The organism is Lacrimispora algidixylanolytica (assembly GCF_003609635.1).
GTDB classification, from domain to species: domain Bacteria; phylum Bacillota; class Clostridia; order Lachnospirales; family Lachnospiraceae; genus Lacrimispora; species Lacrimispora algidixylanolytica.
In genome coordinates, this window is record NZ_MCIA01000031.1 from 400827 (window position 1) to 427733 (window position 26907).

Annotated in this window: 20 protein-coding genes; 3 read left to right on the plus strand and 17 right to left on the minus strand. The window is 39.0% G+C overall.

What is annotated here, in order from left to right; all coding sequences use genetic code 11:
* Nucleotides 1–261 precede the first annotated feature (261 nt).
* The gene (locus BET01_RS16930) at nucleotides 262–2163 is read right to left on the minus strand and encodes an HD domain-containing protein (RefSeq protein WP_120198044.1); all 1902 of its coding nucleotides are present in this window, start codon (nucleotides 2161–2163) and stop codon (nucleotides 262–264) included.
* Nucleotides 2164–2319: 156 nt separating this feature from the next.
* Nucleotides 2320–4920: a cation-translocating P-type ATPase gene (locus BET01_RS16935; RefSeq protein ID WP_120198078.1), complete on the minus strand. Its 2601-nt coding sequence runs from the start codon at nucleotides 4918–4920 to the stop codon at nucleotides 2320–2322.
* Nucleotides 4921–5560: 640 nt separating this feature from the next.
* On the opposite strand from BET01_RS16935, the gene BET01_RS16940 reads away from it, so the two are divergent.
* Together BET01_RS16940 and BET01_RS16945 are read left to right on the plus strand one after the other, a co-directional pair.
* Nucleotides 5561–6964, plus strand: a complete 1404-nt coding sequence (locus tag BET01_RS16940) for an AAA family ATPase (RefSeq protein ID WP_120198045.1) — start codon at nucleotides 5561–5563, stop codon at nucleotides 6962–6964.
* On the plus strand, nucleotides 6948–7643 hold the full coding sequence (locus tag BET01_RS16945; RefSeq protein WP_120198046.1) for a hypothetical protein: 696 nt from the start codon (nucleotides 6948–6950) through the stop codon (nucleotides 7641–7643). Before BET01_RS16940 ends, BET01_RS16945 begins: the two co-directional genes overlap by 17 nt.
* Here the strand turns inward: BET01_RS16945 and BET01_RS16950 are convergent.
* The 15 genes from BET01_RS16950 to BET01_RS17015 form a co-directional block, all read right to left on the minus strand.
* Nucleotides 7625–9259 carry an amidohydrolase gene (locus BET01_RS16950; protein WP_120198047.1) on the minus strand — a complete coding sequence of 545 codons (1635 nt, stop codon included), beginning with the start codon at nucleotides 9257–9259 and terminating at the stop codon, nucleotides 7625–7627. The genes BET01_RS16945 and BET01_RS16950 overlap by 19 nt on opposite strands.
* A 389-nt stretch (nucleotides 9260–9648) precedes the next feature.
* Nucleotides 9649–11343, minus strand: a complete 1695-nt coding sequence (locus tag BET01_RS16955; RefSeq protein ID WP_120198048.1) for a YARHG domain-containing protein — start codon at nucleotides 11341–11343, stop codon at nucleotides 9649–9651.
* Between the two features lie 357 nt (nucleotides 11344–11700).
* Complete coding sequence (locus BET01_RS16960; RefSeq protein WP_120198049.1) at nucleotides 11701–13251, minus strand: SGNH/GDSL hydrolase family protein; 1551 nt, start codon at nucleotides 13249–13251, stop codon at nucleotides 11701–11703.
* On the minus strand, nucleotides 13248–14174 hold the full coding sequence (locus BET01_RS16965; RefSeq protein WP_120198050.1) for a zinc ribbon domain-containing protein: 927 nt from the start codon (nucleotides 14172–14174) through the stop codon (nucleotides 13248–13250). Before BET01_RS16965 ends, BET01_RS16960 begins: the two co-directional genes overlap by 4 nt.
* 59 nt (nucleotides 14175–14233) lie before the next feature.
* A complete protein-coding gene (locus BET01_RS16970; protein ID WP_120198079.1) occupies nucleotides 14234–15175 on the minus strand; it encodes a zinc ribbon domain-containing protein in 942 nt (313 codons plus the stop codon).
* A gap of 12 nt (nucleotides 15176–15187) precedes the next feature.
* Nucleotides 15188–15328, minus strand: a complete 141-nt coding sequence (locus BET01_RS21750; protein WP_166428738.1) for a hypothetical protein — start codon at nucleotides 15326–15328, stop codon at nucleotides 15188–15190.
* 529 nt (nucleotides 15329–15857) lie between these two features.
* Nucleotides 15858–17984, minus strand: a complete 2127-nt coding sequence (locus BET01_RS16975) for a polyribonucleotide nucleotidyltransferase (RefSeq protein ID WP_120198051.1) — start codon at nucleotides 17982–17984, stop codon at nucleotides 15858–15860.
* Nucleotides 17985–18188: 204 nt separating this feature from the next.
* Nucleotides 18189–18455, minus strand: coding sequence for a 30S ribosomal protein S15 (gene rpsO, locus BET01_RS16980; protein WP_120198052.1), 267 nt, complete (start codon nucleotides 18453–18455; stop codon nucleotides 18189–18191).
* A gap of 146 nt (nucleotides 18456–18601) precedes the next feature.
* Nucleotides 18602–18859: a hypothetical protein gene (locus tag BET01_RS16985; protein ID WP_120198053.1), complete on the minus strand. Its 258-nt coding sequence runs from the start codon at nucleotides 18857–18859 to the stop codon at nucleotides 18602–18604.
* A 106-nt stretch (nucleotides 18860–18965) separates the two neighbouring features.
* A complete protein-coding gene (locus tag BET01_RS16990) occupies nucleotides 18966–20291 on the minus strand; it encodes an amidohydrolase (RefSeq protein ID WP_120198054.1) in 1326 nt (441 codons plus the stop codon).
* 18 nt (nucleotides 20292–20309) lie between these two features.
* Entirely contained in the window at nucleotides 20310–22010 is a 1701-nt protein-coding gene (locus tag BET01_RS16995; protein WP_120198055.1) for an adenine deaminase C-terminal domain-containing protein, read from the minus strand.
* Between the two features lie 13 nt (nucleotides 22011–22023).
* A complete protein-coding gene (locus BET01_RS17000; RefSeq protein WP_120198056.1) occupies nucleotides 22024–23076 on the minus strand; it encodes an ABC transporter substrate-binding protein in 1053 nt (350 codons plus the stop codon).
* Between the two features lie 45 nt (nucleotides 23077–23121).
* Nucleotides 23122–24159, minus strand: a complete 1038-nt coding sequence (locus tag BET01_RS17005) for an ABC transporter ATP-binding protein (protein WP_120198057.1) — start codon at nucleotides 24157–24159, stop codon at nucleotides 23122–23124.
* Nucleotides 24160–24169: 10 nt separating this feature from the next.
* Nucleotides 24170–24952 carry an ABC transporter permease gene (locus BET01_RS17010; protein ID WP_120198058.1) on the minus strand — a complete coding sequence of 261 codons (783 nt, stop codon included), beginning with the start codon at nucleotides 24950–24952 and terminating at the stop codon, nucleotides 24170–24172.
* Nucleotides 24945–25778 (minus strand): ABC transporter permease, encoded by an 834-nt coding sequence (locus tag BET01_RS17015; protein WP_120198059.1) that lies wholly within the window; start codon nucleotides 25776–25778, stop codon nucleotides 24945–24947. Before BET01_RS17015 ends, BET01_RS17010 begins: the two co-directional genes overlap by 8 nt.
* A 191-nt stretch (nucleotides 25779–25969) precedes the next feature.
* Between BET01_RS17015 and BET01_RS17020 the strand changes: the two genes are divergently transcribed.
* The gene (locus BET01_RS17020; protein ID WP_120198060.1) at nucleotides 25970–26905 is read left to right on the plus strand and encodes a LysR family transcriptional regulator; all 936 of its coding nucleotides are present in this window, start codon (nucleotides 25970–25972) and stop codon (nucleotides 26903–26905) included.
* Nucleotides 26906–26907 lie beyond the last annotated feature (2 nt).

The window sequence follows — 26907 nt, forward strand, 5'->3', positions numbered from 1 at the left end:
ATTCTAACACAATCCGACGATTTTGGGCTATTTTTTTCCACATTCATAATACAGCAGAGATACCTCTCTCTTAAATTCTGCCATATTCCTTTCCCCTTTATGCCTATACTGAGGTTGTCTTTCGATTTCTTTAAACTTAGCCCCAGTTTATTAAAAGGATACCCAGCAATAATAAAGAACCAAACTCAAACGTCTGATTCTTTATTATGTGAATATAATCTTACCTCATATTTGAAAGAATTTGATCCATATATTACTTTATTATATCAGAAACCTTTTCACAAGTTCAAAACCGATTCGTTTCCCAAAAACGCCTAGCAGTTCTTCTCTTTTTTCCTTTAGAATTCCGTCCTCATCTTTTGCTAAAATGTAAATATAGAAAACCGGAAGATAGTCAGAATCAAGCTGTAAAATGTCAGCGATTCCACTGATGTCTTTTAAGGTAGAGATTGTCCCCTTATGATTATAGAAATAAATGGGGGAATCTAAACCGATTGAAATTCGTTTAAATAAAGTTACCGTATCATAAGTCTTTAGGTTGGTAATTAAAGAATTGGATTCCTCCTTAACAATATCACTTACCATCTGCTCAAACCCTTCGATTCTCATTTCCTTGCTGAATCTCGATATAAAAGATAAAACAAAACCAGAAGAATTCTTCCACGTATTATCTAACATTTGACGAATTAGTTCCGTGGATCGCTCCTCGCTGGATAACACTTCTTTCTTTATGAGGAATTCTTCCATCTCATCCTTGTGTTTCATTAACTCCAATTTCACGGCATCATCAATAATCTTAAAATTCTCACTTCGTTTAATCAGGGAATGGTAGCGCTTGCTGCTACGGAGTAATTCAGCCAGACGCTGGGCTAACACATACTCCTTGCTACCATCTTCGATGTCTTTATTATGATAATATTCCGTATAATAAATCTGCCTTAAAATAGTCGTTAACCAGGAATCATTCCATTGAGAAAGAGCATTTGCTTTGATTGCTGATTTTTTATCTCCCAAGGGAAACCAAAGGCCTGAGATATCAAAGGGAATCAGCACTTCATTATCGCGCTGCTTATCCAACACTGCTTCATCCAAATATTTCTTTACCAGATCTTTTACGATTCCTTCTAAAATATAATCGGATTGGATCACTCTATGATGATAAACAATATCTTTGTAGCTGTTATATCTACGCTTAACAAAATCTTCCACGGAACTTACTGCTTTTAACGGAACGCAGAAGTAAATCTCTCCATTCTCCACAATCAACTGCATATCATTAATAATTCTGCTATACTCTACCTTTCCAGAGTCCTTTCCGGAATTGATTACGTCTCTCGTGGCATAATCCAGGCGGTCGCCATCTAAGCTAGAATCAAGCAACCTATGAAGTTGCTTAAAGGCTCCTTCCTCTGCAAAAATTCTCTTTACACCTTCTAATACAAGCAGTTCAAATAAGTTTTCATCGTATTGCTCGCCATTTTCTGAAATTGGTACAATGATTTTACTTAAAATACCCTCGCTGATCTCATCTCCCATTTGTTCGTGCAATTTTCGATTGCCTTCAAAATATTTCGACATGATTTCAACAAATTCTTTTGCATTTTCTTCTTCACTTAATACCTTCTCTTTATATTCCAAGTAAACATCTTTTAACGCGAATTCCACGATATGACTAAATGGAGGATGCCCGATATCATGCAGCAGTGCAGCTGCCCGGATGGATTGAATCAGTATCAAATGCATGATTTTATACTCTTTTGGGATATTGTTGGGGATAAGGGAATGCCTCAACTTATCCAGTTCAATCTTTGGCATTTGCGTTGGTAGTCTGTCACCTAGTTTTTCCATACAGATATCCGTCTGTCGCGTTAATTTATCTAAAATCTCATCATATTCTCTGACAAAAATCTCAAAGAATTCACTCAGCATAGAATCTGTGGTATTGAGCAGAGACTGAAAAAACATTTCAGAGCAGAGTTTCATTGTACCGATGGAATGCTCAAATCGTTTCGTTCGATTGCTTGGAAACGTAAGATACACGGTTGAATTCTGATATACGTCGTGGAGACGATTGAAACCGATGGTTGAAATAATCCTTCTTTCATATTCTGTTAGTGAAATCAGCCCATGAATGGAATCGTTTAAATAAATGCCTTTTTTCAAGTCAAGCCTCCTACTGTTTTTTATCTATTATAAAGTATCTCCATTGATAATTCTACTGATTCAGCCACTATTTTTATTCATGATAACTCCAAAGAAGAACTTCCCTCCAAATCAAAAAGGCCCTATGGAGATACCATAGAAACCTTTTTACGTTAATTATTGGTTACCGCTTTTTATGACCTTTGATATTTGAATCATAACCGTAGGAATGAAAGCCAGACCATAAATCATTCCCAACTGAGCACCGCTTAAAGGAGCTACAGAAAACAGCCTGGAAAGAAGGGGAACAAACATAACTAGATGAAGCAGTAATACCCCGGCAAAAAACGCACCTAGACTGTACCAGTTGCTGGAAAAACCAATCTTAAAAAGAGAATATTTACTTCTGCAGTTAAATCCGTGGAACAACCGAGACAAGGTCAGCGTAGCAAAAGCCATGGTGCTGGCAACAGCTGGGCTGCCTGATTTTAATCCTATATGGAAAGCGGTCATGGTACAGGCTGAAATTAAAGCACCCTGCAGTAACAGTTTTAATAGAAATTCCTTTGTAAGGATTCCTTCCTTGGGATCCCTTGGCTTTTCACCTAGCAAATCGTGCTCTGCTGGCTCCATACCAATCGCTATGGCTGGAAGAGAATCCGTAAGTAGATTGATGAATAGCAAATGTACTGGTGCAAATGGAATCGGAAGTGCCATCAAGGAAGTGTAGAGAACCGATAGAATACCGGCTGTATTACCTGATAACAAAAACTGTATGGCATTCTTGATGTTTCTGTATACGTTTCGACCATTGGCAACTGCTTTTATGATAGTAGCAAAATTATCGTCCGATAGAATCATAGAAGCCGCATCCTTGGAAACCTCAGTACCTGTAATCCCCATAGCAACTCCGATATCTGCCTTCTTTAATGCCGGGGCATCATTGACACCATCACCAGTCATAGAAACGATGTTGCCTCTTCTCTGCCATGCATCTACGATACGAATCTTATTTTCTGGAGACACTCTGGCGTAAACAGACGTCTTTGTGATCTTTTGATCCATTTCTTCATCTGTCATAGCATCTAGCTCCGCTCCAGTCACTGCCAGATCTCCTTCTTCAAAGATACCAATCTGTTTTGCAATGGCAGTGGCTGTAATCTTATGATCGCCAGTAATCATAACAGTGCGAATACCCGCACGCTTTGCATCCATAACGGCTGCTTTGGACTCTTCTCTTGGAGGGTCCACCATGGAAATAAGGCCAAGGAATGTAAAACCAGTCTCTGAGTTTAATGAAAGTACATGATCATCTTCCACCTCTTTATAAGCAAATCCCAGGACACGAAGACCATTTTCCGAGAATCTTTGATTCTGATTTATTATCTCTTCCCGGTCTTTTTGATCTAGCTCTCTGATCCCTTCTGATGTCCGAATATGTGTCATTCGGTCTAGTAAAACATCTACGGCTCCTTTGGTTAAAACAGTTGGAACTCCATGAAGACGGTATTTGGTGCTCATAAGCTTACGGTCTGAATCAAAGGGAAGTTCCTCTAATCGGTGCATTAAATCACGCAAATAATCATGGCTCACCTTGATTTTCCCGGTCATTTCAAGAAGGGCATATTCCGTAGGATCACCAATCCCCTTCCCTTCCACAATTGCTGAGTCATTGGTGAGGACTGCATCGTAAATCAAGTACCGGTGAAGCTGACTGCTAATGTCCATATCCTCTGGCATCATGGTTTTTCCATCAATATAGATATCCTGAACCGTCATTTTATTCTGAGTGAGCGTTCCAGTTTTGTCTGAACATATGACAGAAACACAACCAAGACTTTCCACTGCCTTTAATTCCTTAATAATCGCATGTTCTTTGGCCATTCTTTGAGTTCCCATGGCCTGTACAATGGTTACAATGGAGCTTAAGGCTTCTGGTATAGCTGCAACCGCAAGTGCTACTGCAAACATAAGGGAATCTAAAACAGGCATTCTGCGGTAAAGACTTAAGAGAAATACCAGGGCACAGATAACCATAATAATAGCAGCAAGGCGGCTGGAAAACTGGTCCATGCTGGCCTGCAGAGGAGTCTTTTTTTCCTTTGTGGCATTCATAAGGCTGGCGATTTTACCAATTTCCGTATCCATACCCGTTCCCGTAACTGCCACCATGGCTCTTCCATATGTGACAAGACTGCCGGAATAGACCATGTTGGTACGGTCTGCCAAAGGCATTTCATTATCAAATGCTACTTCTTCCTTATCTACATTGGTGGATTCACCCGTGAGAGAACTTTCATTCACCTGAAGGGAATAGTTATTTAAAATTCTGCCATCAGCTACCACCATATCTCCAGCTTCCAAAAGAAGAATATCTCCTGGAACCACTTTTCTGGAGTTGATTTCTATTTTTTGTCCGTCCCTGATAACTTTTGCTGTGGGTGAGGACAACGACTTTAAGCTTTCAAGAGATTTCTGCGCCTTCTCGTGCTGTACCGTTCCTAAAATAGCGTTGAGCATAATAACAGCTACAATAACCACTGTACTTTCCACATTGCCGGAAATCATGGAAATAGTGGCAGCCGCAATCAGTATGATGACTAGGAGATCCTTAAACTGTTCGACAAAGACCTGAAGAGTGCTTTTCTTTTTGCCCTCTGAAAGGATGTTTTCTCCCTTCTCAAGAAGTGTTACAGCTTCCTCTGAGCTTAAGCCCTCCTTTTTTGTATGAAGATCAATCAAAACCTCTTCTCCACTTTTTTGATACCAATCTTTCAAACGTTCCTCCATTCCGCTGTCTCATTGAGACAGTCGCATCAAAATGTTCCCTAAGCTTCCTATAACTAGTGATAAAAGTATAAAAAAAAGACTTTTAATGCATTCTTTCACGGATCTTAGATCCACAAAAGAAATACATTAAAAGTCTGGTAACCACGATTGGGCATGCACTACCAGGCTGCCTTAAAACGCCAGGATGTTGACAATGCATTAAAACTACTCCCTTTTAACGAATTCTATATTCAATTAAAATACTATTTTTCTTTGAGTAAGGACATTATACGTTGAATCATTTTATTTGTCAATATGGATTCTTTTATCTCATCTTCATAAGGCACCTAACTTTTCTTAAGGAATTCTATAGTTACAACAAATGGGTTTTCAATTTAGCCCAGATAAAATCAAGGGATATCCCACTTATAATACGTTCATACGAAGTCTTCCTGATTTGCTCACTCATATCCATTCATTCCCTGATTCTATCTAAGTCAGCAATTAATTCCATTTTTACGGAATAAATTCGTAATATAAGTAAATAATATTTAAAATTGATATAAAATATACCGAACCACTAATATTTTCTTGCCATTTCACCACAATATGCTACTATAGAATTAAAAATAGGAAAGGATACAATCGAATGAACGAAACCTCAGTCCGAATAAGTAAAATTGAAATTTCAGGAATTAAAAATACACAGTACGGACAAATCGAAATGCCCTCTGCCATAGAAAAAGATTACTTTTCCTTATCCGCCGACATTCTTGGAATCTATGGTCAAAATGGATCAGGTAAAACTGCAGTGGTAGAGGCCATGGCTCTTCTTCAGATACTGCTAACAGGAAAATCGCTTCCCAAAGAAACTGGACATTTTATTTCAGAAGATATGGATTCCTTAAAAATCGGTGTAACCTTTATGATCCAGACTGCTCAGAAATCTGCTACCATTGATTATGCAGTCATATTAGGAAAATTACCAGATAGAGAATTTGAGATAACAAACGAGATTTTGACCGCTGCTCTTTGGAATGGAGAAAAGTTTGAAAGCAGAAAAAGCTTAATCGACTACTGTTCTACCTCCAAAGGTTCCGTATTTACACCAAAGTACCGATTTGACCAGTTAGTGAAAAGCAACGAGGAAAACAAAATCAATCTAAACGTTGCCAAAAAGCTGGCCCAGAAAAACATGGTTTCTTTTATCTTTGGAAGTGAAGGAAGAAACATCTTTTTATCTGCCCCTGATGAAATCTCAGAGGAATACGCCTATATTATAAAGGCGCTGCACCAATATGCCAGCTATAACTTATTTGTCATCACCAATGCTCACTCCGGTTCCATCAGTATGAATTTTATGCTCCCCTTTGCATTTCGCCTTAAAGTAGGAAAAAAGGTGGAAAAGGGAGAACTGCCCATACGCCTTGACGGTCCATCCATTATTACGAAAGAACAGTACCACATTGTAAGCCAGATTATTGAAGATATGAACGCTGTTATATCCGCAATGATCCCAGGACTCTCCATCGGGATTCACAATTTCGGGGAGCAGCTTCGGGAAAATGGGACAGAGGGCAATAAGATAGAGCTGATATCAAAACGAGATGACATTATCATTCCCTTGAAGTACGAATCCGAAGGTATTATTAAAATAATTTCGGTATTAAATGTCTTAATGTGCATTTATAATCATCCCTCTATGTGCCTGATCATTGATGAGTTGGATGCTGGAATCTATGAATTTCTTCTTGGAGAACTGCTTGCCGTCATGGAAAAAGGGGCAAAGGGGCAACTGATATTTACCTCCCATAACTTGAGAGCGCTTGAAATGCTCCATAGAAAAAGCATTGTTTTTTCCACTACCAATCCGGCGAACCGCTATATCCGGCTTCAAAATGTGAAGAACAGCAACAATCTAAGAGACCTCTATCTGCGGAGCATTACCCTAGGCGGCCAGAAGGAGGAAGTCTACTCCGAAACAGATACCGTGGAGATTGGACGGGCTTTCCGCAGGGCTGGAAAGGGGGTCTTTCATGATATCCAAAAGTAAAAAAGTCCTCATATTTATCGCAGAAGGACCAACGGATGAGGACACCCTAAGCCCAGTCTTAAAGAAAATCTTTCATAATGAAGAGGTTCGCTTTCATATTGTACACGGTGATATGACCAGCAACTGGGCGGTTTCTGTGAACAATGCCATGAAAACCGTTTACCAACATGTAGAAACCGAGAGGCAACGGTATGGATATCAAAAAAATGATATTCTAAAGGTAATACATCTAGTCGATATTGATGGCGTTTTCATTCCACCTGACAAAGTGACTCATCAAAAGGTAAGAGACATTCAATACTATGACGACCGGGTAGAAGCATCAAATCCGCAACGGGTTCAGGAACGAAACGAGAGAAAATCCAGTATCTTAAACCGGCTTTCTGAAACAGGTAAGGTGGGAACCATACCTTATCAGGTGTATTATTTCTCCCGGAACTTAGAGCATGTCTTTCACGACAGAACTGGGAACCTTACGGATGAAGAAAAAGTCACCTTTGCAGATACCTTTGCAGAACACTATCTTACCAATCCTTCGGAATTTATCTCCTTTTTATCAGACAGTGATTTTACTGTTCCAGGAGATTATAACGATACCTGGGAATTTATCAGACAAGGTCTTAATTCCCTTCACCGTCACAGCAATTTCCACCTTTTGTTTCAGGCCAAAGAATCATAGACACAAATTCCATTTACAAAGGTCTGGCATACCGATGCTTCTCTAATTTGCTTTGGATTGCAGGTTCGGATATCGAAAGATAATACGGTAAAATCGGCTGCCATTCCAGGAAGGAGAGACCCTTTTTCATTCTCCTCAAAGCTTGCCCTTGCGCTCATGGCGGTGAAGGTATGAAGAGCCTCTTCTACCGTTATGGATTGCTCTGGAAGAAACGTTTTTGTTCCATCTAAGGTGGTTCTTGTCACCGCACACTGGATTCCTGATAACACATCAGGTTCTTCCACCGGAGCATCAGAACCATTGGACACATGAATACCCAAATCCAATAAGGTCTTAAATGCATAAGTGTCGGCAGCCAGTTCCCAGCCCACCCGTTTCTCCACCACATGATTGTCATGATCCATAAAAATGGTCTGCACATAGATGTGGAGATTTAGCTCCTGAAATGTCTTAATAAGCTCTTTGGTAGTTATCTGGCAATGGACAATTCCATGTCGCATGGGATTGTCCATATTGCCTTTAAGAGCCTTTTTAATCGAATGGGCTGCCATTTCCATCGCCTTATCTCCTATGGCATGAATGGCAATCTGCATTCCATGATCTGCCCCATAGCTTACCCTATCATCAAGCTCTGACTGGCTGTAGACGGATATACCGCAGTTTTCGGGATAAAGTTCGTCATCCGCGTAAGGACTGCTTAAACAAGCAGTTCTGGCCCCTAAAGAGCCATCACCAATGAGCTTTAATAGACCAATGGTAAAAAAGGAACTGCCTTTACCTGTCTTGTAACCTTTTTCTATAAAATCTTCTAAATCTTTCTTGTTCGAAATCAAACACTGCTCGTATACCTTAACCGTCAGCCCTCCCTCTGCCTCCAGCTCTTTATATACTTCCATTACTGTTTCATAAGAAAGTCCAGGAAACGAACCAAAGTCATCGCTTTGTACAGAAGTGATTCCATAGGAATTTAATTGTTTCATGGCTCTTATGATATCAGCTTTTATTTCAGCTCTATCAGGAGGTGGGACTTTTTCACTCACCAGATTGATTGCGTACTCCCGAAGGATCCCTGTAGGCTCTAAAGCCTCGTCAAAATCAATGGAACCTCCTTCTGGATCTTTGCTTTCTCTGGTAATACCAGCAATATGAAGCGCTGCAGAATTGGCACAGGCAATATGTCCGCAGGAGCGGTATATCAGAATCGGTTGCTCCTTTGACACCTGATCTAAATCGTGGCGAGTAGGCATTCGTTTTTCTCCGTCAAAACTCTCCTGATTCCAACCTCTTAAAATGAGCCAGGCTCCTGGCTTATCTTGTTTTATCTGTCTAAAGTCATGAAGAACTTCCTTTATCTCTTTTATGGATGAGGTATGCTTTGAAAGATCAGGACAGCTTAACCCATGACCATATTGGAGAAGATGCAAGTGGGAATCATTAAATCCAGGCACTACAAAAGCACCTTTTAAATCGTGCCAGTTAACCATCTCTTTATCATACTTTTTCCTCGCCTCGAAAAGCGTTCCGGCAAATACAATTCTTCCATTCTCAACTCCCATGGCTTCTGCTTCCAGACCCATTTGCACGAATATTACTGCATTATAATAGATATCTTTCATTTCATCCCCCATGGACTTTTTTCATATAAATAAGTGTCTTCGACACTTCAGCTCCCCTATCCCCTCATTCGTGAGGAGATTTAGGGATTTCTTTTTCTATCCTTTTTTTCATAATGGACTCATAAGCATACTCTAAGATATCTTCAAAGCCATTATGTAGAAATATTATATATTTTGCACCCTCGTTAAGTTGTTATTGAAAACGTTGACAAGAATGATTAACTGCGTGTCCTCTCAAATGAGTCCTCACACTCATTGTCTGATTTCAGAAGGTGGAGCCTGATGATGGCTTCTGTTGGGTGGTGTTCGTGGCGCTTTATTACAATTATCACAGAGTTCCTCTAGAAAACTTTATAAAAGAACAAAGACTAGATGATTTATACGACGAATCAACTATATTCTTTTTCCTCCTCATAGGATACAATCAAATTCCTATTTGTAATCTCAATATCTGATAAAACACTCTCATCAAAATCCTCTGGACTAATTGTTCCCTTATACCAGTCTAAAGCATCAAAATATGATTGAATATCCTGATCCTTGAATTTTCTGCCATGTCTTGCATAGATTTCATTTCTCGCAATTTTGCACTCCTCAGCAGTAAGCCCTTTCAAATCATCTTTTGTTAATAATTTTGTATCACTATTAGGAAGTATATATCCACTCTTAGTAGCTATTTCCTCTTCCTTAACAGTTTGAGGGGCAATACTCTTATCCACATTGTCTTCATGATTATAGGAATCCAAATTAGATGTAACCACTGCTTTATAAAGGTCATCTATTGTCTGATATCCATAATAATACCATGACTTTGTACTCCACCAACCACTGCCTACTCCAGAATCAATTGTGAAGCGGTTATTCGGAGTATTGTTTTCGTTCACATCAACAGTCACTAATCCATTTGCCCCAACCGTCAAGTCCTCATAACCTATGTACCAATAGATGTCATTCAACTCATTATATGATTTCTCATTATTAGAATAATTATTTCTAATCTGAGACTTATAAATTAGGTATAAATAGTTATTACTGTTCAAAGAATCTTTGTTCTTTACTGTAAGAAGATAATTTCCAATATAGGTTAATGTTTCCAGTGTTTCTCCTTCTCCACCATCTTTAGCCATCTTAGCTCTATATACGTCTGTAGCCTGATTTTGCATAGCTGTTAATGCTACTTCATCTATTTGGCTAATTTTTGTTAAATAGCTTTCAAGTCCTTCTACCTTATATTCTTTCTCTAAATCTGCAGGTACCTTCCCAAGATTTTTTGCATAATATTCAAGTTTACTTTTATCAATTGTTACTTTTATTATATCACCATTGCTAAGGTCACTTGTTTTATCACAATTAAAATCATAATAACTCATTTCTGATCCAGTATAATTAAATTTTGCACTAGCATTTGGAGCCACACCAGAAAACTTTACGTCTAGATTTGCAAAAGCATCAAAAGTCCCTACTTCAGTGAGTCCGGTTACTGTATATTTATTATTCTTAAATTTCACCTTATGCTTGACATATTTTGATAAATTATCATCAACATTCCAAGTATATGCAATTGTTTCACCATTAGATAAACCACTGCTTTTTTCAAACTTAACACTCACACAATCCTTAATAGCGTCTATTGGTGTCATTAAGCCCATAAATCCGCCATATTCATTTTTTGCTGCGCTTGTAAATGAAAGTTTAGATCCATACTTTTTTTCTATAGCAGCCCAATCTATAGTAGCTGTTGCTGTACCATATCCATCATATCCTGTTGTCTGTACAGTAAGATACTTATCCAATTTTATTGTATTTCCAGTATTAACAGCAACAAAAATAATTATAACAAGTGCAATAGCCGCTGCACATAATCCAATTAATATATTTCGGGGAATCGACTTGATTTTGTTTGTCATATGTCCCATATTTATTTTATATGCTGAAATAATACTTCTATTATCCGTGCCCATTGACGTATTTTGAGGCGGAGTTATTTTCACTCCCGTATTACCACCATCTCCCAGTGACTTACCACAACCTTTGCAGAATTTTGCCCCATTGGCATTTTCTACTCCACAATTACCACAAAACATACTTTATCCTCCTGATAAGTTTATTAATAAAGAGATTTTTATCCCATTACATACTTATAATATCCACAAAATCATTCTTTTCGTTTCTTCTTTAATATAATAGTTGTTAAAATTATAATACAAAAACAAATGATACCAATCCAATAATAGGTTATTCTATATGCTAGTATGGTATATGCAAATGCTATATAACCATAGTATTTCGAATTAACAAACGAATTTAACCCATTCCAAGAATTATACAATGACATTAGTAATAGCAATGAATGGAATGAAACAAAGAATTCTTATTGTTTTTAATAATTTTACGCTCATAACTTACAATCCCTCTTTAGATAACATTTGTATTTGTTAGTATCACCGTTCAATACGCCATCCTGACCACTCATACCGCCTAACATGGCAAGTCTCTTCTTTGATATAATATTCATCACTATATTTATAACGATATTTCACATATACATCCGACTCTGTACATACAAGATTTCTAAGTCCCGGAATCTTAGGTAACCATTCAGAAAATATATCAACATTTGATTCCATAACCAAATTATCTGAATCGCACTCTATTAAATCTACATCCGTCGCACCCGCAGCCTCAAGAACTAATTGTCCCCAGGATACATCTTCTCCTGTAAACAAGCCCACTAAAGTAGATGCGATACCACCCCAAAAGTTAATTTGCTGTTCTGTAGCCGGGTCCAAACACCTTGCTGCTAATTCATAGTCTCCATCCTGCAAGGCATCAAACATCTTTAATACCACATCTTCAGGTTGAAGAACCATTCCAGAATAATGTTTAGCTTTTGCATTTATTTCATCATCAGTTGCCTCAGGATTCTCTGACAGATCCTTTTCTCCTTCTTCACTTTTAACTAATTCTTTTTTTTCCTCAATTTCATCTATTTTTTCTTGTACACATTTAGCATATGCTTTTGCGCCCTCAGCATTGGGATGAATTGAATATGCACTCGTAATCCCTATATCCTTAAGATCTTCTGATTTTGGGGGGAAAATAATACTATTAATATATGGATCATCCGAATAAGCCTCGTGTCCACTAAATGCATCTTCTACAGACACAAAACTGATATTCATACCTGATTTTTGATATGCTTTTACTATCTCTTCTATAGCATTATTAAATTTGCTGATATTATCATTAACAGCTTGTGCTTCTTCTTCATGAATTAATAAACCTTTTCCACTCTTATCAAGTAATTGTGGATAACCTGCAACTATTATTTGTGCATTTTCTCCTGCTTTATCAGCTACATTCATATAGGCATCTGTTATTCTATCCTTCGTTCCTCCCTCTGTATAGAAAACATCCCAAGTATGATTCAATCTATCTTCTAAGCCACCAAAGTTTAAGACCTTACTTCCCACAGCGCAAGAAGTGATAATATTTGTAAATCCGACATCGTTACCGCCAATTGTCATTGTGACGTAATCAGCCTTGCGATCTCCTAATTCGTCGAAAATCGATAACTGTGGATTCAGATTATATATCCCCTCATATTTCCCCTTATTATACGTTTTAGTAAAAGCATATTTAAAATTGTCTGTTACTGCACCTGAAGCTGCCTCAAAAAACCAATATTCATCTTTATTATCCATCATTGTTCCTTCATTGCGAGGTAATGTTAACATCCCAGGCCATGCGTTTTTGGATCTATGTGCAATCCAATCTGGATTTTTAACCTTTTCTGACTTGTCATCAGACTGCCCATAAAATGGTTCAATCCCCTCTCCCGATGAATATGAATCACCCACAGACACCATTATCTGATGTTCTTCTATTTCTTCTGCATAAACACATATACTTTGTGACTGTAACAAAACACTTATGAATAGTAATGATATAATTACGCGTGTCAATATTTTTTTTATCGTTATATTTATCATAACCCATCAATCACTCCAATAGTCAATTTATCTAATGTTTCAGTATCGATTCTATTCACAACCTTAATAATCACTTCAGATTCATTTGGAATAGTCTTATAAAATTTATTTGTCGCGCTGTCATAACTGGTAATTGTTTCGGATTCAGATATTAATAATTGAACTCCTAATTTGGATTGCATATTATAGGTCACCGGATTAGCAATCACAGCGCCATTTATAATAAATATTGTCCATAAGTCATTGCTCGACGATTGATAATAAGTTTGATAAATAGGATGCTTATCAGATGAATCATTAGTAATGTTTGTAGCGGTATAATACTCTCCGTCAATAGAATACTCAGAGGATATAGGATATTTCGTAAAACCTCTGGACTCAACAGATGACATCAGTTCCTTTTCTGTCTGAACTTCATTTGATTTCTTTGCACTGATTTCTGAAATAATCTCTGTATTCTTTTTATAGTACGCATCTGCATCAGGATGTTCTATTTTTAGACTATCTACATCCACTTCTTCTATTTCCGTCAATTCTTTTTCCACTCCAATATTAGTCATAAGACTGTTTATTATTGGGATTTGGATTACTCCAAGGTAATTTAATAATACTGTTATCAGTAAAACCATAATAAGCAACAAGATTAAACGGACAAAAAATCGTCTTATTATTTTCCCCTTAGACCATTGAGATTTTTTAGCCTTTTTCTTGATTTTCTTTTCTACTTTCTTTTCTTTTCTGCTTTTCTTCTGTGAATTATAAGATGATTCAAGAGATTCTTTCTCACCAAAATCTGCATCCCCATCAATAGTCGATTCTTGTTTGTTATCATTAGATTTTTTTGTGATACTTGTTGGTGTACCACACTTCTTACAGAACTTTGCATCATCCCCTAATTGTGTACCGCACTTCTTACAAAACATATACCTTCACTCCTTATAAAACCCTCCCGAACATAATCATTCGGCAGGGTTAATTTCAATTACTCTATTTTAGTTCCACAAGACTCACAGAACGTCGCATCTGGTTCTAATTTCGTGCCACATTGCTGGCAGTAAAATAATGGACTAACATTGTCTTCTTGAGATATCGGATCAGCCGATTCATTTCGCGATGTCGCGGCTTCTTTCTCTGCTGCATGTTTTTCTTCTTCTCTTCTTTTGGCCTCTTCCTCAGCTGCTTTCTTTGCAGCTTCTGCCTCTTCCAACACATTTTCTGGAACTGGACTTCCACAAGATGTACAGAATTTACATCCATCGACTATCGGACTACCACATTTCGAACAGAAACCTATAGCATTTTCTTTTGAAGTTTTATTACTGATGTTTGATGCAACATTCCCTGCCATTTGACTAACAGCACTCGATATTTGTGTTACTGCATTTGACATCTGATTTAATGTATTTTGTTTATTGTCACCAGAAAAGATGCTGATCAAATCTGTATCCATTTTCATCTTTTTTAACACAACCAACATTGATAAAAGAATTATCAAAATAAGTGCAATTATGTTAAACCCAAACCATGCAGTTGTTTTAAATGAACAATAGTTCTCTTCGGCAATTCTCTTTACCGAAGATCTAAATATAAGCCAAATAACAAAATCAACAATTGAACATATAAGCGTAATTAAGGCAGTCTTATTGTCAGTGAACTTCTTTATAAACATCAATACCAAAATTGCTACTGGTATAAGAAGACAAATCAACATGATTGGATGAGGATCCACCATTCTTTTCCCGTATGCCGAAACACCTCCAACTGCTGTCATGGCACTTACATTAACATTCCGTCCTGAACACGATACTAAAAACGATGGACAAAAAACAAAAATTATACATAGCAACGAAAGTGCTCTTAAAATCCTTTTTACTGTAAATAATGACTTTTCCTGGCCCACATTTGTTAACTCATTCTCTCCCATTGGGTTCCTCCTTCATACTGTACCTGCCACTCCTCTTTCATCCTTTGGTTTTACAGCATCTTTATGGATAGCCCATATATAGCTGAACTTAACAGCTCTTGAAATTCTCCCCGATGCACCAATGATTGTAATGTTCGCAGTCTCTCTCCCCATAAATCTTATACTTCTTTTACGATCTGGTATCCTTCAATCATATTTCGTCCCGAAGTATAATAAAACTCTGTGACCGCAGTCACGATTAATTCTGTATAATTCCAATATTTACCAATTTACATTTTAGATGTACAATCCGAAAAAGTCAACAAAATTCAACATTATTGTCTAATTTTCGCCATAAAGTGAAATTTTGAATTCCATTAAAATTTTATTTTTTAATAATGAGTTAAATTATAGATAATAACACCAATAACATCTATCTTAAGATAATTGTAAATTATTCAATGTCTCATTCAACTCTTTTTTATAAATTGTGGGCAGATTATAGGCAAACTTTTTCCTTTTTCTCTATAAATGCTCATTTGTTTAGTTATTATATAATAATCAATATTCTTTCTTAAGCGTTTCATATGCCTCCCACCCGGTAGGGCTTTTTATGTAATAAGCTGCAATTTCCTATTACATAAAAAAAGCAACAGGCAAACCCAAAAGGTCTGTCTGCTGCCTATGATACGGCTTCGCCGTTTTATTTGTTTTCTTCTTCTTTTACTACTTCTGTCTTTGCTACAAGATCGCCTGGTTTCATGCTTAAGTTGATTCTTCCCATCTTATCAACCTCAACAACCTTAACGGTTACCATGTCGCCAATGTTTACTACATCTTCAACCTTTTCAACTCTCTTATCAGAAAGCTTTGAGATATGAACCATACCATCTTTGTTTGGTGCCAGCTCTACGAAAGCTCCAAAGTTCATGACTCTAACTACTTTACCAGTTATAATACTACCTGATTCAATTTCAGTTACGATGCTCTTAATAATCTCAACAGCACGATCGATCTTTGACTGATCGGTTCCACATACAGAAACGCTTCCGTCATCGGAGATGTCGATCTTAACGCCGGTCTCTTCAATAATCTTATTGATGACTTTACCCTGCTTACCAACCACATCACCAATCTTCTGAGGATCGATTTTGATCTGATCAATCTTAGGAGCATACGTTCCAACTTCCTTACGAGGTTCACTAATTGCCTTAGCCATAATCTCATCAAGGATATAGAGTCTTGCTTCTCTGGTTGTACGGATTGCTTCTTCAATGATTGGTCTTGTTAAGCCGTGGATCTTAATATCCATCTGAATGGCTGTGATTCCCTTATGGGTACCGCCTACCTTAAAGTCCATATCGCCAAAGAAATCTTCCAGGCCCTGAATATCAGTAAGAACGATATAATCGTCATCTGTATCTCCAGTAACCAGACCGCAGGAAATACCTGCTACAGCTGCTTTAATTGGAACACCTGCTGCCATTAACGCCATAGAGGAAGAACAGATACTTGCCTGAGAAGTAGAACCGTTGGATTCCATGGTCTCAGATACCGTACGAATTGCATATGGGAATTCAATCTCTGATGGAAGAACTGGAACCAATGCTTTTTCAGCCAATGCACCATGACCGATTTCACGACGTCCAGGACCTCTTGATGGTCTTGTCTCTCCTACGGAGAAAGAAGGGAAATTATAGTGGTGCATGTATCTCTTGGAAGTCTCCATATTATCAATGCCGTCTAATCTCTGGCTTTCGGATAATGGAGCAAGAGTACAAATATTTAAAATCTGAGTCTGGCCACGAGTAAACATAGCAGAACCGTGAACTCTAGGAAGCATATCTACTTCAGCCGCCAGATGACGGATCTGATCCATAGCACGGCCATCAGGACGCTTGTGATCCTTTAAGATCATCTTGCGAACTGTCTTCTTCTGATACTGGTAAATTGCTTCTCCCAGTACAGAAAGCCATTCTTCCTTGTCTGCAAATGCTTCCTGAAGCTTCGCTGTAATATTTTTGATATTCTCTTCTCTTATCTGCTTTTCATCTGTAAATACAGCAACTTCCATCTCTGCTGGAGGTACTACTTCACGAATGGCAGCAAATAATTCATCCGGAACTGCACAGCTTGTATATGTGTGCTTTGGTTTTCCGCATTCTGCTACGATTGTATCGATAAATTTGATGATTTCTTTGTTTACTTCATGAGCCTTAAAGATAGCTTCAATCATGATATCCTCTGAAACTTCATTGGCTCCAGCTTCAATCATAATAACTTTGTCTCTTACAGATGCAACAGTAAGAGCCATGTCAGAAGCCTGCTTCTGTGCCTGAGTTGGATTGATTACAAGCTCTCCATCAACAAGGCCTACCTGTGTGGTAGCACAAGGACCATCAAAAGGAATGTCAGAAATAGAGGTAGCAATAGCAGAACCTAACATAGCCGTAAGTTCTGGACTGCAGTCCTGGTCAACTGACATTACGATATTGTCCAAAGTCACATCATTACGATAATCTTTTGGGAATAAAGGTCTCATTGGACGGTCAATAACACGGGAAGTCAGAACTGAATTCTCAGATGCTTTTCCCTCTCTTTTGTTAAATCCGCCTGGAATCTTACCTACGGAATAAAGCTTCTCTTCATACTCTACGCTAAGAGGAAAGAAATCAATTCCATCTCTTGGCTTGTCAGAAGCAGTTGCGGTCGCAAGTACTACGGTCTCTCCATAGTGCATGAATGCCGCTCCACTTGCCTGCTTCGCTACTCTGCCGACTTCAACGGTTAACGTTCTGCCAGCCAGTTCCATACTATAACTCTTGAACATATTGGATCTCCTTTAAAAATTAATAATTTTATATTAATTGCAGAAAGCGCCGAAACTACTGATCTACACGCAAACCGTATCTAACGGGTTAAAAATTAGATAATTGCGCCCACATCAGCGGTCTCGGGGTATGCTTCTGCCTATTAAATATCTTTTCATATATAGACAGATAGGGTGGAGAAGTTCTCCACCCTAAATGGTCTATTATTTTCTGATTCCTAATCTCTCGATCAAAGCACGATAGCCCTGTAAGTCAGTCTTCTTTAAGTAATTAAGAAGGCCTCTTCTCTGTCCAACCATCATCAGAAGTCCTCTTCTGGAGTGATGATCTTTTGAGTTCTGCTGAAGATGACCAGTTAATTCTGTAATTCTTTCTGTAAGAATTGCAATCTGTACTTCAGGTGAACCTGTGTCGCCAGGCTTTCTGCCAAATTCTGCGATAATAGCTGTTTTCTTTTCCTTTGAAATCATGTTGATTTCCTCCTTAAATGAATGATTCTTACCGTATACCAAGCAACGGCTGGAGTGGCCAAACTACCGGGTATCGGCGCAAATTTTTACTTATATAGTTTACCACAGGGATATATGCTTGTCAATTATTTCTATCCCCATGGAGTCTAAATCGTTGATAAAAGAAATTTGGCCTTTTCTTCATTTTCCTTTGATGTATAAATCCTATAAATGGTTTCTTCTCTTCCGCTTCTAAAAAGCAGCAGACGTCCACGGTTAAAGTCTCTCATCGCTGAAGTCAAATTACGACTAAACGCATTTGTTTTATATAAAATACCATCATTGGCCAATAAATTCTCTGCTTTATACATGGTTTCCAGTTTTACGCAGGTGTAAACCAAAAACCATTTCTTTTTTATAAACACGGCGGTGTCCCTCCTGCTTTTGAAAAGATACCGGAGTTTGACCGGCTGATATGTACCATTCCATCATACTCCTTGCTTTGTGAAAATGCAAACCGCTTTCTTATCTTTACTGATCCTGTGTCATATGGGTTCTAAAGTCTGTTTGTTTCATTTTTTCCACTAAATCTTTTCTGATCTCTTCCAGATTGGATTTAACCAGCTTTTTATCCTTCACCAGACACTCTCCTGCCACAAACACCGATTCCACATTGGAGGGGTTTGCGCTATAGACCAAGGCTGAATATGGATCATAAACAGGGAACATATTGGCAGATAACGTTTCTATTAGAACCAAATCCGCCTGTTTTCCTGGCTCCAAGGAACCAGTTATTAAATGTAATCCCATGGCCTTTGCTCCTTCTATGGTAGCGAGCGAAACAATGGTTTCTGCTGGAAATACACTTCTATCTTTCGTCTCATTTTTATGAAAATCAGCAAAGAGCTTCATCTGGGTTAAGATATCCAGAGTGTTTCCGCTGGCGGGACCATCGGTTCCAAGTCCAACCGGGATGTCTCTCTCAATCATTTCCGTTACAGGTGCCACTCCCTTTGCGGCCTTTGTATTGGAGCCGATGCAATGAGCGACTCTTGCTCCCTTTCGTTTAAAAAGATCCAGATCTTCTTTTGTCATATGAATGCAATGCGCTGCCAGGGTATCCTCTCCCAGAACACCAATGCGATCCAAATACGCAGCAGGTGTCATGGAATATTCTTGTTCAAAATATTTCATCTCATAATCCATCTCTGCCGTATGAAGGGTAAATGGAACCTGATAAGAAGAATCGATTTCATAAGCTGCCTTAAGTACTTCGCTGGAGCAGGTACTGGTACCGTGTGGTGCAATGCAACCGGAAATGCGAGGATGGGACTGGTATTTTTTAATGAGTCTCTCTCCATAAGAAATAGCCTCATAGGGATCGGAAAAATCACATGCGCCTTCTTCCATTATCGTCTGGCCTGCTATGCCTCTAATTCCCATTTCATCCATGGCCTTTGCTGCTTCTTCTTCATAATAATACATATCAAGGACAGAAGTTACGCCTGAAAGGAGCATTTCGCCTGCTGCATAGCGGGTGGATAAATACACCATTTCTTCATCCATCGCCTTATTTTCCATAGGAATTAAAAATACTCGAAGACGGTCCTTACAGTCATCTCCAAGTCCTCGGAATGGAATCATCCCCATATGAGTATGGAGATTGACCATTCCAGGCATTAAGATACCTTGTTTTCCATCCACCAAAGAAGCACCTAATAAATCATGTTTATCCAACTCTTCCATTGGCCCAACGGCTTTTATGATGTCATTTTCAAACAAGAGATAACCGGGATTATAGATTTCTCTCTTGTGATTCATCGTTACAACGATTACATTTTTGATTACAGTTTTCACACTTATCAACCTTTTCCCTTAGGACGGATTGTAGCTTTCCACCAAAGGGACCTTCCTTTTCGTCCTCACATCAAACAACCCCTTATCGCTTAACTTTAATTCTGGTGATACCAAAAGAGTCAGGGTAGAAATGGACATGATTACATTGCTGTTTTCATATCCCATAACTTCAATCTGACGCCGTACACCAGAAAGTTCTTTTGAAAGAGTCGTAAGACTGCCATCCCATAAAATACCTCCAACAGGGAGGGCGGCCGATGAGGTTACTTTGCTGTCACTAGCAGTCACATATCCCCCTTGCATGTGAACGATCTGATTCTGGGCAAGCACCATGTCATTTACGGAGTTTCCTAAGACCAGCAAATTATGGCTGTCATGACTCCATGTGGTAGCAACTGCGCCTTTTAATTTAAATCCATGTTCCACCAATCCATACGCTACATCACCAGTTTTTCCGTATCGCTCATAAACAACAGCCAGACATAGTCCTGCCTCTTGCCAGCGTAAGGAGCCGCCTTTTACAGGTATCTCTCGCTTCACATGGCGTATCCTGGTCCCAAAGCTTTGGACCTGCATTACATTGACAATAGCAGTCCCTTCTTCGATCTCACATCGGTTTAAGTTAAAATCAGAAGGGAGGGCCAAACGGCATTTCACGGACTGATAAAAATAATCTGGGAATGCGGCCTTTTCTATGTTAGCTTCTTTTGTATACTGTATCCCATTTTTATAGACACTAACAGGATCAAAATTTGTAAGATTATCATAAATTGCAAAATCCGCCAGCTTACCTGGGGCGATCATTCCCCTGTCATGAAGACCCATTCTTCTTGCCGGTGTTAAGGTTCCACAGTAAATTGCCTTTTCTATGGGCATGCCACATTCCACTGCAAGGGAAAGGATTTTGTTTAAATGGCCGTTTGCAAGATGATCCGGCATAGTATCGTCAGTTACGAGTGCAATATTTTCATATAGATTATTGGCAACCACCGCTTGTACTACTTCCGGTGTCAAAGATTTTTTCTGTAATTCCAAAAACATCCCCATATCTGTTTTTTCCAGAACGGATTCCGGAGTCTGCTGGGTATGATCTGCATCCACACCACTTCCGATAAAGGCAGCCAGTTCTTCTTTGGTAAGGGCAGGGCAATGACCTTCAATCCGTAGATTTCTACCATCCTTCTTACAAAGGGCCACGATTCGTTTGATCAGAGTATCTTCACCAGAAAGGAGGTCAGTATCGTTCATCACCTCACCTAGACATAAGACTCTGTCATCTTGAAGCAATTCCATAACCTCAGCCTCTCCAATGATGCCTCCGGAGGTCTCAAGCTCTGGGCTTGTAGATGGAACGCAAGATGGGATACCATAAAAAATATCCAGCTTTGTTTCCTGGGATAAAAAGCTTTTAATTCCTTCCAATCCAAATACATTGGCTATTTCATGGGGGTCTGCCACCACTGTCGTAACACCAAAGGGCAGCACTGCCGCTGAAAATTCGCCAGGAAAGGTCATAGAGCTTTCAATATGCATGTGTATATCAATAAGCCCGGGAATAATATATTTTCCTTTTGCATCTACTACGGAATCTGCCTCATAACAGGAAGCAGGGGAAATGTCGTAAAACTTTTCCCCCACTATTGCAATGTCTGCCTGTTCAAAACATTGCCTGTATGTCCGGTAGACCCATCCATTTTGGATTAATAAGTCAACCTTCATATTTTCACTGTCCTTAATTATTGATAATACGGTTCCACTGGTCGATCCAATCACTTAAAACTGGATTTACAAAGGTGTAGTCAAGAACTTTTGCATTTTCTGCAATTGGTCCGTAAGTCATGTTTTTAGAATTTTCTTCTGCAACGGTTACCTGATTGTTGGTAGGAGCTTCATTTAAAGCCTTTGTGGTTTTATCCTGTAATTCCTTGCTTAAACGGTAATTAATGTATGCATAAGCAAGTTCTTTATCTTTGCAGTTCTTGGTAATGCTGATAGTGTTAAAGTTTGCATAAGTTACTTCTGGTGATACAAATACCAGGTTTGGATTTGCCTTCTGAATGGTAGGCACGCCAAAATCACCCACAATTGCAGCTTTGATTTCTCCGGAAGTAAACATATTGATTAAATCTGAAGATTTTGCATAAGTCTTAACTAGGTTTGGCTTTAATTCCTCTAATGCTTCAAATGCAGCTTTGCCCTTGTCGCTTGTTACATCAACTCCCTTGTAATCACTTGCCATGTAAACCATAGCTGGTCCAAATGTAGTTGTGATATCAGGAATTGCAACGCTGCCTTCTAATTCTGCTTTCCATAAATCATCAAAGCTCTTAATCTCAAATCCAACTGCTTCTGGATCATACATAATGCCGATGCTGTTGATGGTATAAGCAACTCCCTGGCCAGCCTCAGCCATGGTTTTTGCTGTTCCAATGAGATTTTGGCTGTTCTCAATCTTTTTTAAATCCAAAGGCTCAAAAAGACCTTCTTCTATTCCTTTTGCAGTCATAGCCTGAGATAACTCAATCACATCAATGGAGCTCTCAGCGTTAGCAGAAAGCTTTGTATAACGCTCATTGGTGCTTCCTGTCTCTGTGATGATCTTACAGCCAAACTGGTCTTCAAAAGGCTTGTAAACTTCCTCTGCAGAGATGTCTTCACTTAAACCATAAGTAGATAAAACCAATTTCTTTGCTTCTGTGCTTTTGCTTTCTCCCTTTGGAGCAGCGCCTGCGCAGCCAGTTAATGCCATGGCGGCACATAAGGATAATGCTAATACTTTTTTCATAATGTAGTTCCTCTCTTTTTATCATTAACCGGCAATTTGCCGCTGTTACCTCTTAACTAGGATAAGCTTGGTCTCTGGAAGATAAAGGCGAAGGGTGCTTCCCTCTTCATAAGATTCATCTGCAGGTCTGTTTACTAAAAACTTGCCTGCTTCCGTTTCAACTTCATACTGATAGGTTTTGCCAAGAAACGTTCTAACTCCTATGGTGCCCGTCAGAATGTTTTTTGTCTGGCCTTCTTCTGCCACACGGATATCCTCTGGTCGTATGGTTCCCATAAGAGAATCTTCTCCACTGGCACCTTCTACCGTAAATACTGCTCCAGCCTCTGATTTATATACATCTCCATGCTTATTTAAAGGCAGGAAGTTTTCAAAACCAATGAATCTTGCCACAAACTCAGTTTTGGGTCTGTGATATATAGTTTCAGGTGTATCGAACTGTTCGATGACCCCCTGGTTCATGACAGCCACCTTATCAGAGATAGAAAAACACTCCTCCTGGTCATGGGTAACAAATAAAGTAGTAATTCCTAACTGTTTTTGAATTCTTTTAATTTCTACGCGCATATTGATTCGCAGCTTTGCATCCAGGTTGCTTAAAGGCTCGTCCAGCAAAAGGAGCTTTGGTTCAATGACCAGTGCCCTTGCAAGCGCCACTCTTTGTCTCTGTCCGCCAGACATCTGCTGAGGAAACCGGACAGAAAATTCCGTGAGACCGCATATTTCAAGAATGTTTTTCACTTTTTTATCTACTTCTGCTTTGCTTAATTTTCTCATCTTAAGACCAAATGCAACATTGTCATAAACGCTTAAGTGTGGAAATAAAGCGTAGCTTTGAAATACGATTCCAAAGTTTCTTTTATGAACTGGAACCTTTGTTAAGTCTTCTCCATCCAGGGCGAAAACGCCGTTTTCTGGCTCTATAAATCCAGCGACCACACGAAGTGTCGTGGTCTTTCCGCAACCACTGGGGCCTAAAAGGGAAACCAGTTCTCCCTCTTTCACTTCCAGATTAAGTCCTTTTAAAATCTGCTTCTTTTTATCATAACGGACATCAATATCTTGCAATGTCATAAATGCCATGGTTTTCCTCCTATTTTGCCAAAGCTGCAACGCCCAGCGTTTTATCAACAATTACCATGAGCAGAACCGTTACCGCCATTAAGACGACGGAAACCGCTGACACGGTAGGGTCGTAATTGTATTCGATGTAGTTCATCAAGGTTGCAGGGAATGTGGATACGCCTGGACCTGAGAGAAACATGGAAACTGGAATGTTGTTAAATGAATTGATAAAAGCAAGCATAAATGCAGCCGATATCCCAGATGTTATGTTTGGAAGAACCACCCGAAAGAAAGCGCCGGTTTTTGTACACCCAAGACTCCAGGCCGCCTCTTCCACAGAAAAATCAAACTGATCCAAACTTGATCCAACCACTCGGATCACGTAAGGCAACGTCACCATAAAATGTCCTGCAAGTAGTCCTACAAACACAGGGATTTTAAGGGTAAGCACTAAAAACTGGTAAAGCACAAAGCCAATAACAATTCCAGGAACTATGGTTGGAGACAAGAATACGGATTTTAAAAATCCTCTTCCTTTCATTCCTGATCTGGCAAGAGCATACGCTGCTGGAATTCCCACCAAAAGGGCAATTACCGTAGCAAGTAGTGCAATTTCCAAGCTGGTTACAAAGGAAATACGAAACGATTTTAAGGCAAATACATTGACAAACCATTTTACAGAAAAAGTCTTAATGGGGAAGGTGATAGCACTTCCTTCACCAAATGCGGTCACCGTGATAATAATAAGCGGTGCGATCATGAATACAAATACCAAGATGGCAAATGCGGTCAGTAGTTTATTTTTACGCATGGTCTCCTCCTCTTTTATCCAGCCTTGCTGCCAGGGCATTAAAGCCTTTTATCACAGCCAGAGTCACCACAATCATAATTAGGGAAATTACAGCGGCTCCATTCCAGTCACCCACGCTCATTGCTCTCTGGTAGATGAAGGTGGCAAGCACCATGTTTTTATTTCCTCCTAAAAGCTGAGGAGTGGTATACGCAGTTAAGGTACCTGTGAACACTAAAATCCCACCTACTATGATTCCTGGTAAGCTCATAGGGAAGATGACTTTCATAAATGCCTTAAGACGGTCTGCTCCAAGACTTAATGCTGCTTCCATCATATCGTCTCCGATATTTTCCATAACACCGGCTACCGTAACAATCATCAATGGGAGAAATAAGTATACGGAACCAATGATAATAGCAAAATCCGTATATAAGAGCTTTACTGGTTTGTCCACAAGTCCAGACATCATTAGGAATCGGTTCACGATGCCGTTGCTTCCTAATATATTAATCCAGGCAAAACTTCGGATTACGGAGTTGGTCATCATGGGGAAAATAGAAACCGAAAGAAGAATTCCTCTCCATTTTTTATCACATCGGCTGATAAAGTAGGCCGTAGGGACTCCTGCTGCCATACACACGATCGTAGTGATTACAGCAACCTTCACGGTTCTTACAAAGATTTTCAAGTAATAACTGTCCTTAAAAAAGTCTGCGTAAGCACTAAATAAATAATCTCCTGTATAAAAGGTCGGTACCAATACCCTTAAAAGCGGAAGAAACAGACAAATTGCCAGGATCACTAGCCCTGGCACCACCATAATAAATGCACTACTTTTCTTCATCTTACCCTCTCCATGCGTCTTATATCGTAATTCATTGGTTTTTCTTATAACCATTTATAAGCTACGTTAATTTATCTCTGTACTTTTATTATAATTTATGATATACTGTACGTCAAATACATATAATCTATATTTTCTATGCATAAAAGCTATAGTTTGGACAATCACCTGACAAAAAGGAGATCATTATTATGGAATTAAAGGAAGCGAGATATATCCTGGCCATTGCAAAGGAACAAAACATCAGTAAAGCGGCAGAAACTCTTTTCATCTCCCAGCCGTCTTTGAGTAAATATTTAAAAAATTTGGAACTGCAGCTTGGAACTCGCCTTTTCGACCGGATTGGAAGCAGATATTCCCCCACTTATATTGGAGAACGTTATATTCATTATGCGGAGAAAATCGTAGAATACGGGATAGAATGGGATATTGAATTTGATGATATTATGCACCAGAACCACGGTCGCTTAAACATTGCCATTCCCATCATGCTTGGTAATAGTCTAATTGGCCCAACTCTTTTTAATTTTCATAAACAATATCCTAACGTCACCGTCAACATGTTGGAGGAAGTTAACTTTGTTGCGGAACACACGCTGACGGACCATACGGTGGATTTAACCTTTTACAACGTACACGAATTTCCTACGAACCTCGACTACCAAATCATCGGTAAGGAAGAGATGGTTCTGGTTTTATCGGCTCATAACCCTTTGGTCTCCCTGGCAGAAAAAAAAGAAGGTTATGGGTATCCATGGATTGATCTAAGTCTTTTATCCAAGGAACCGTTTATCCTTCTCTATCCTGATCAAAATACCGGCGGCCTGGCCCTAAAGCTTTTTAAAGATTACCACATGGAGCCAGATATTCTCTTGCATACCAGAAACAGTGAGATGTCCATTTGCCTTGCCATGGAAGGTCTTGGGGCTGCATTTGCACCAGAGAGCTATTACCACTATCTAAAAAAGAGAGAGCCAAAGGAATCCGTCTGCCTCTCCATAGGGAAGGAGCGAATGGAAAATACGCTCATCGCCGCCTACCAAAAGAACCGGTACCTGCCTAAGTATGCGAAAGCTTATCTTGATATACTGGCTAACTATTGCAGCGAAGCTCATTATGAATCATAAAA

Bases quoted from the DNA above. Each gene is read 5' to 3' on its own strand.
- BET01_RS16940 (WP_120198045.1), top strand. From the start codon at position 5,561: ATGAACGAAACCTCAGTCCGAATAAGTAAAATTGAAATTTCAGGAATT.
- BET01_RS16945 (WP_120198046.1), top strand. From the start codon at position 6,948: ATGATATCCAAAAGTAAAAAAGTCCTCATATTTATCGCAGAAGGACCA.
- BET01_RS16950 (WP_120198047.1), bottom strand. From the start codon at position 9,259: ATGAAAGATATCTATTATAATGCAGTAATATTCGTGCAAATGGGTCTG.
- BET01_RS16955 (WP_120198048.1), bottom strand. From the start codon at position 11,343: ATGTTTTGTGGTAATTGTGGAGTAGAAAATGCCAATGGGGCAAAATTC.
- BET01_RS16960 (WP_120198049.1), bottom strand. From the start codon at position 13,251: ATGATAAATATAACGATAAAAAAAATATTGACACGCGTAATTATATCA.
- BET01_RS16965 (WP_120198050.1), bottom strand. From the start codon at position 14,174: ATGTTTTGTAAGAAGTGCGGTACACAATTAGGGGATGATGCAAAGTTC.
- BET01_RS16970 (WP_120198079.1), bottom strand. From the start codon at position 15,175: ATGGGAGAGAATGAGTTAACAAATGTGGGCCAGGAAAAGTCATTATTT.
- BET01_RS21750 (WP_166428738.1), bottom strand. From the start codon at position 15,328: ATGGGGAGAGAGACTGCGAACATTACAATCATTGGTGCATCGGGGAGA.
- BET01_RS16975 (WP_120198051.1), bottom strand. From the start codon at position 17,984: ATGTTCAAGAGTTATAGTATGGAACTGGCTGGCAGAACGTTAACCGTT.
- rpsO (WP_120198052.1), bottom strand. From the start codon at position 18,455: ATGATTTCAAAGGAAAAGAAAACAGCTATTATCGCAGAATTTGGCAGA.
- BET01_RS16995 (WP_120198055.1), bottom strand. From the start codon at position 22,010: ATGAAGGTTGACTTATTAATCCAAAATGGATGGGTCTACCGGACATAC.
- BET01_RS17000 (WP_120198056.1), bottom strand. From the start codon at position 23,076: ATGAAAAAAGTATTAGCATTATCCTTATGTGCCGCCATGGCATTAACT.
- BET01_RS17005 (WP_120198057.1), bottom strand. From the start codon at position 24,159: ATGGCATTTATGACATTGCAAGATATTGATGTCCGTTATGATAAAAAG.
- BET01_RS17010 (WP_120198058.1), bottom strand. From the start codon at position 24,952: ATGCGTAAAAATAAACTACTGACCGCATTTGCCATCTTGGTATTTGTA.
- BET01_RS17015 (WP_120198059.1), bottom strand. From the start codon at position 25,778: ATGAAGAAAAGTAGTGCATTTATTATGGTGGTGCCAGGGCTAGTGATC.
- BET01_RS17020 (WP_120198060.1), top strand. From the start codon at position 25,970: ATGGAATTAAAGGAAGCGAGATATATCCTGGCCATTGCAAAGGAACAA.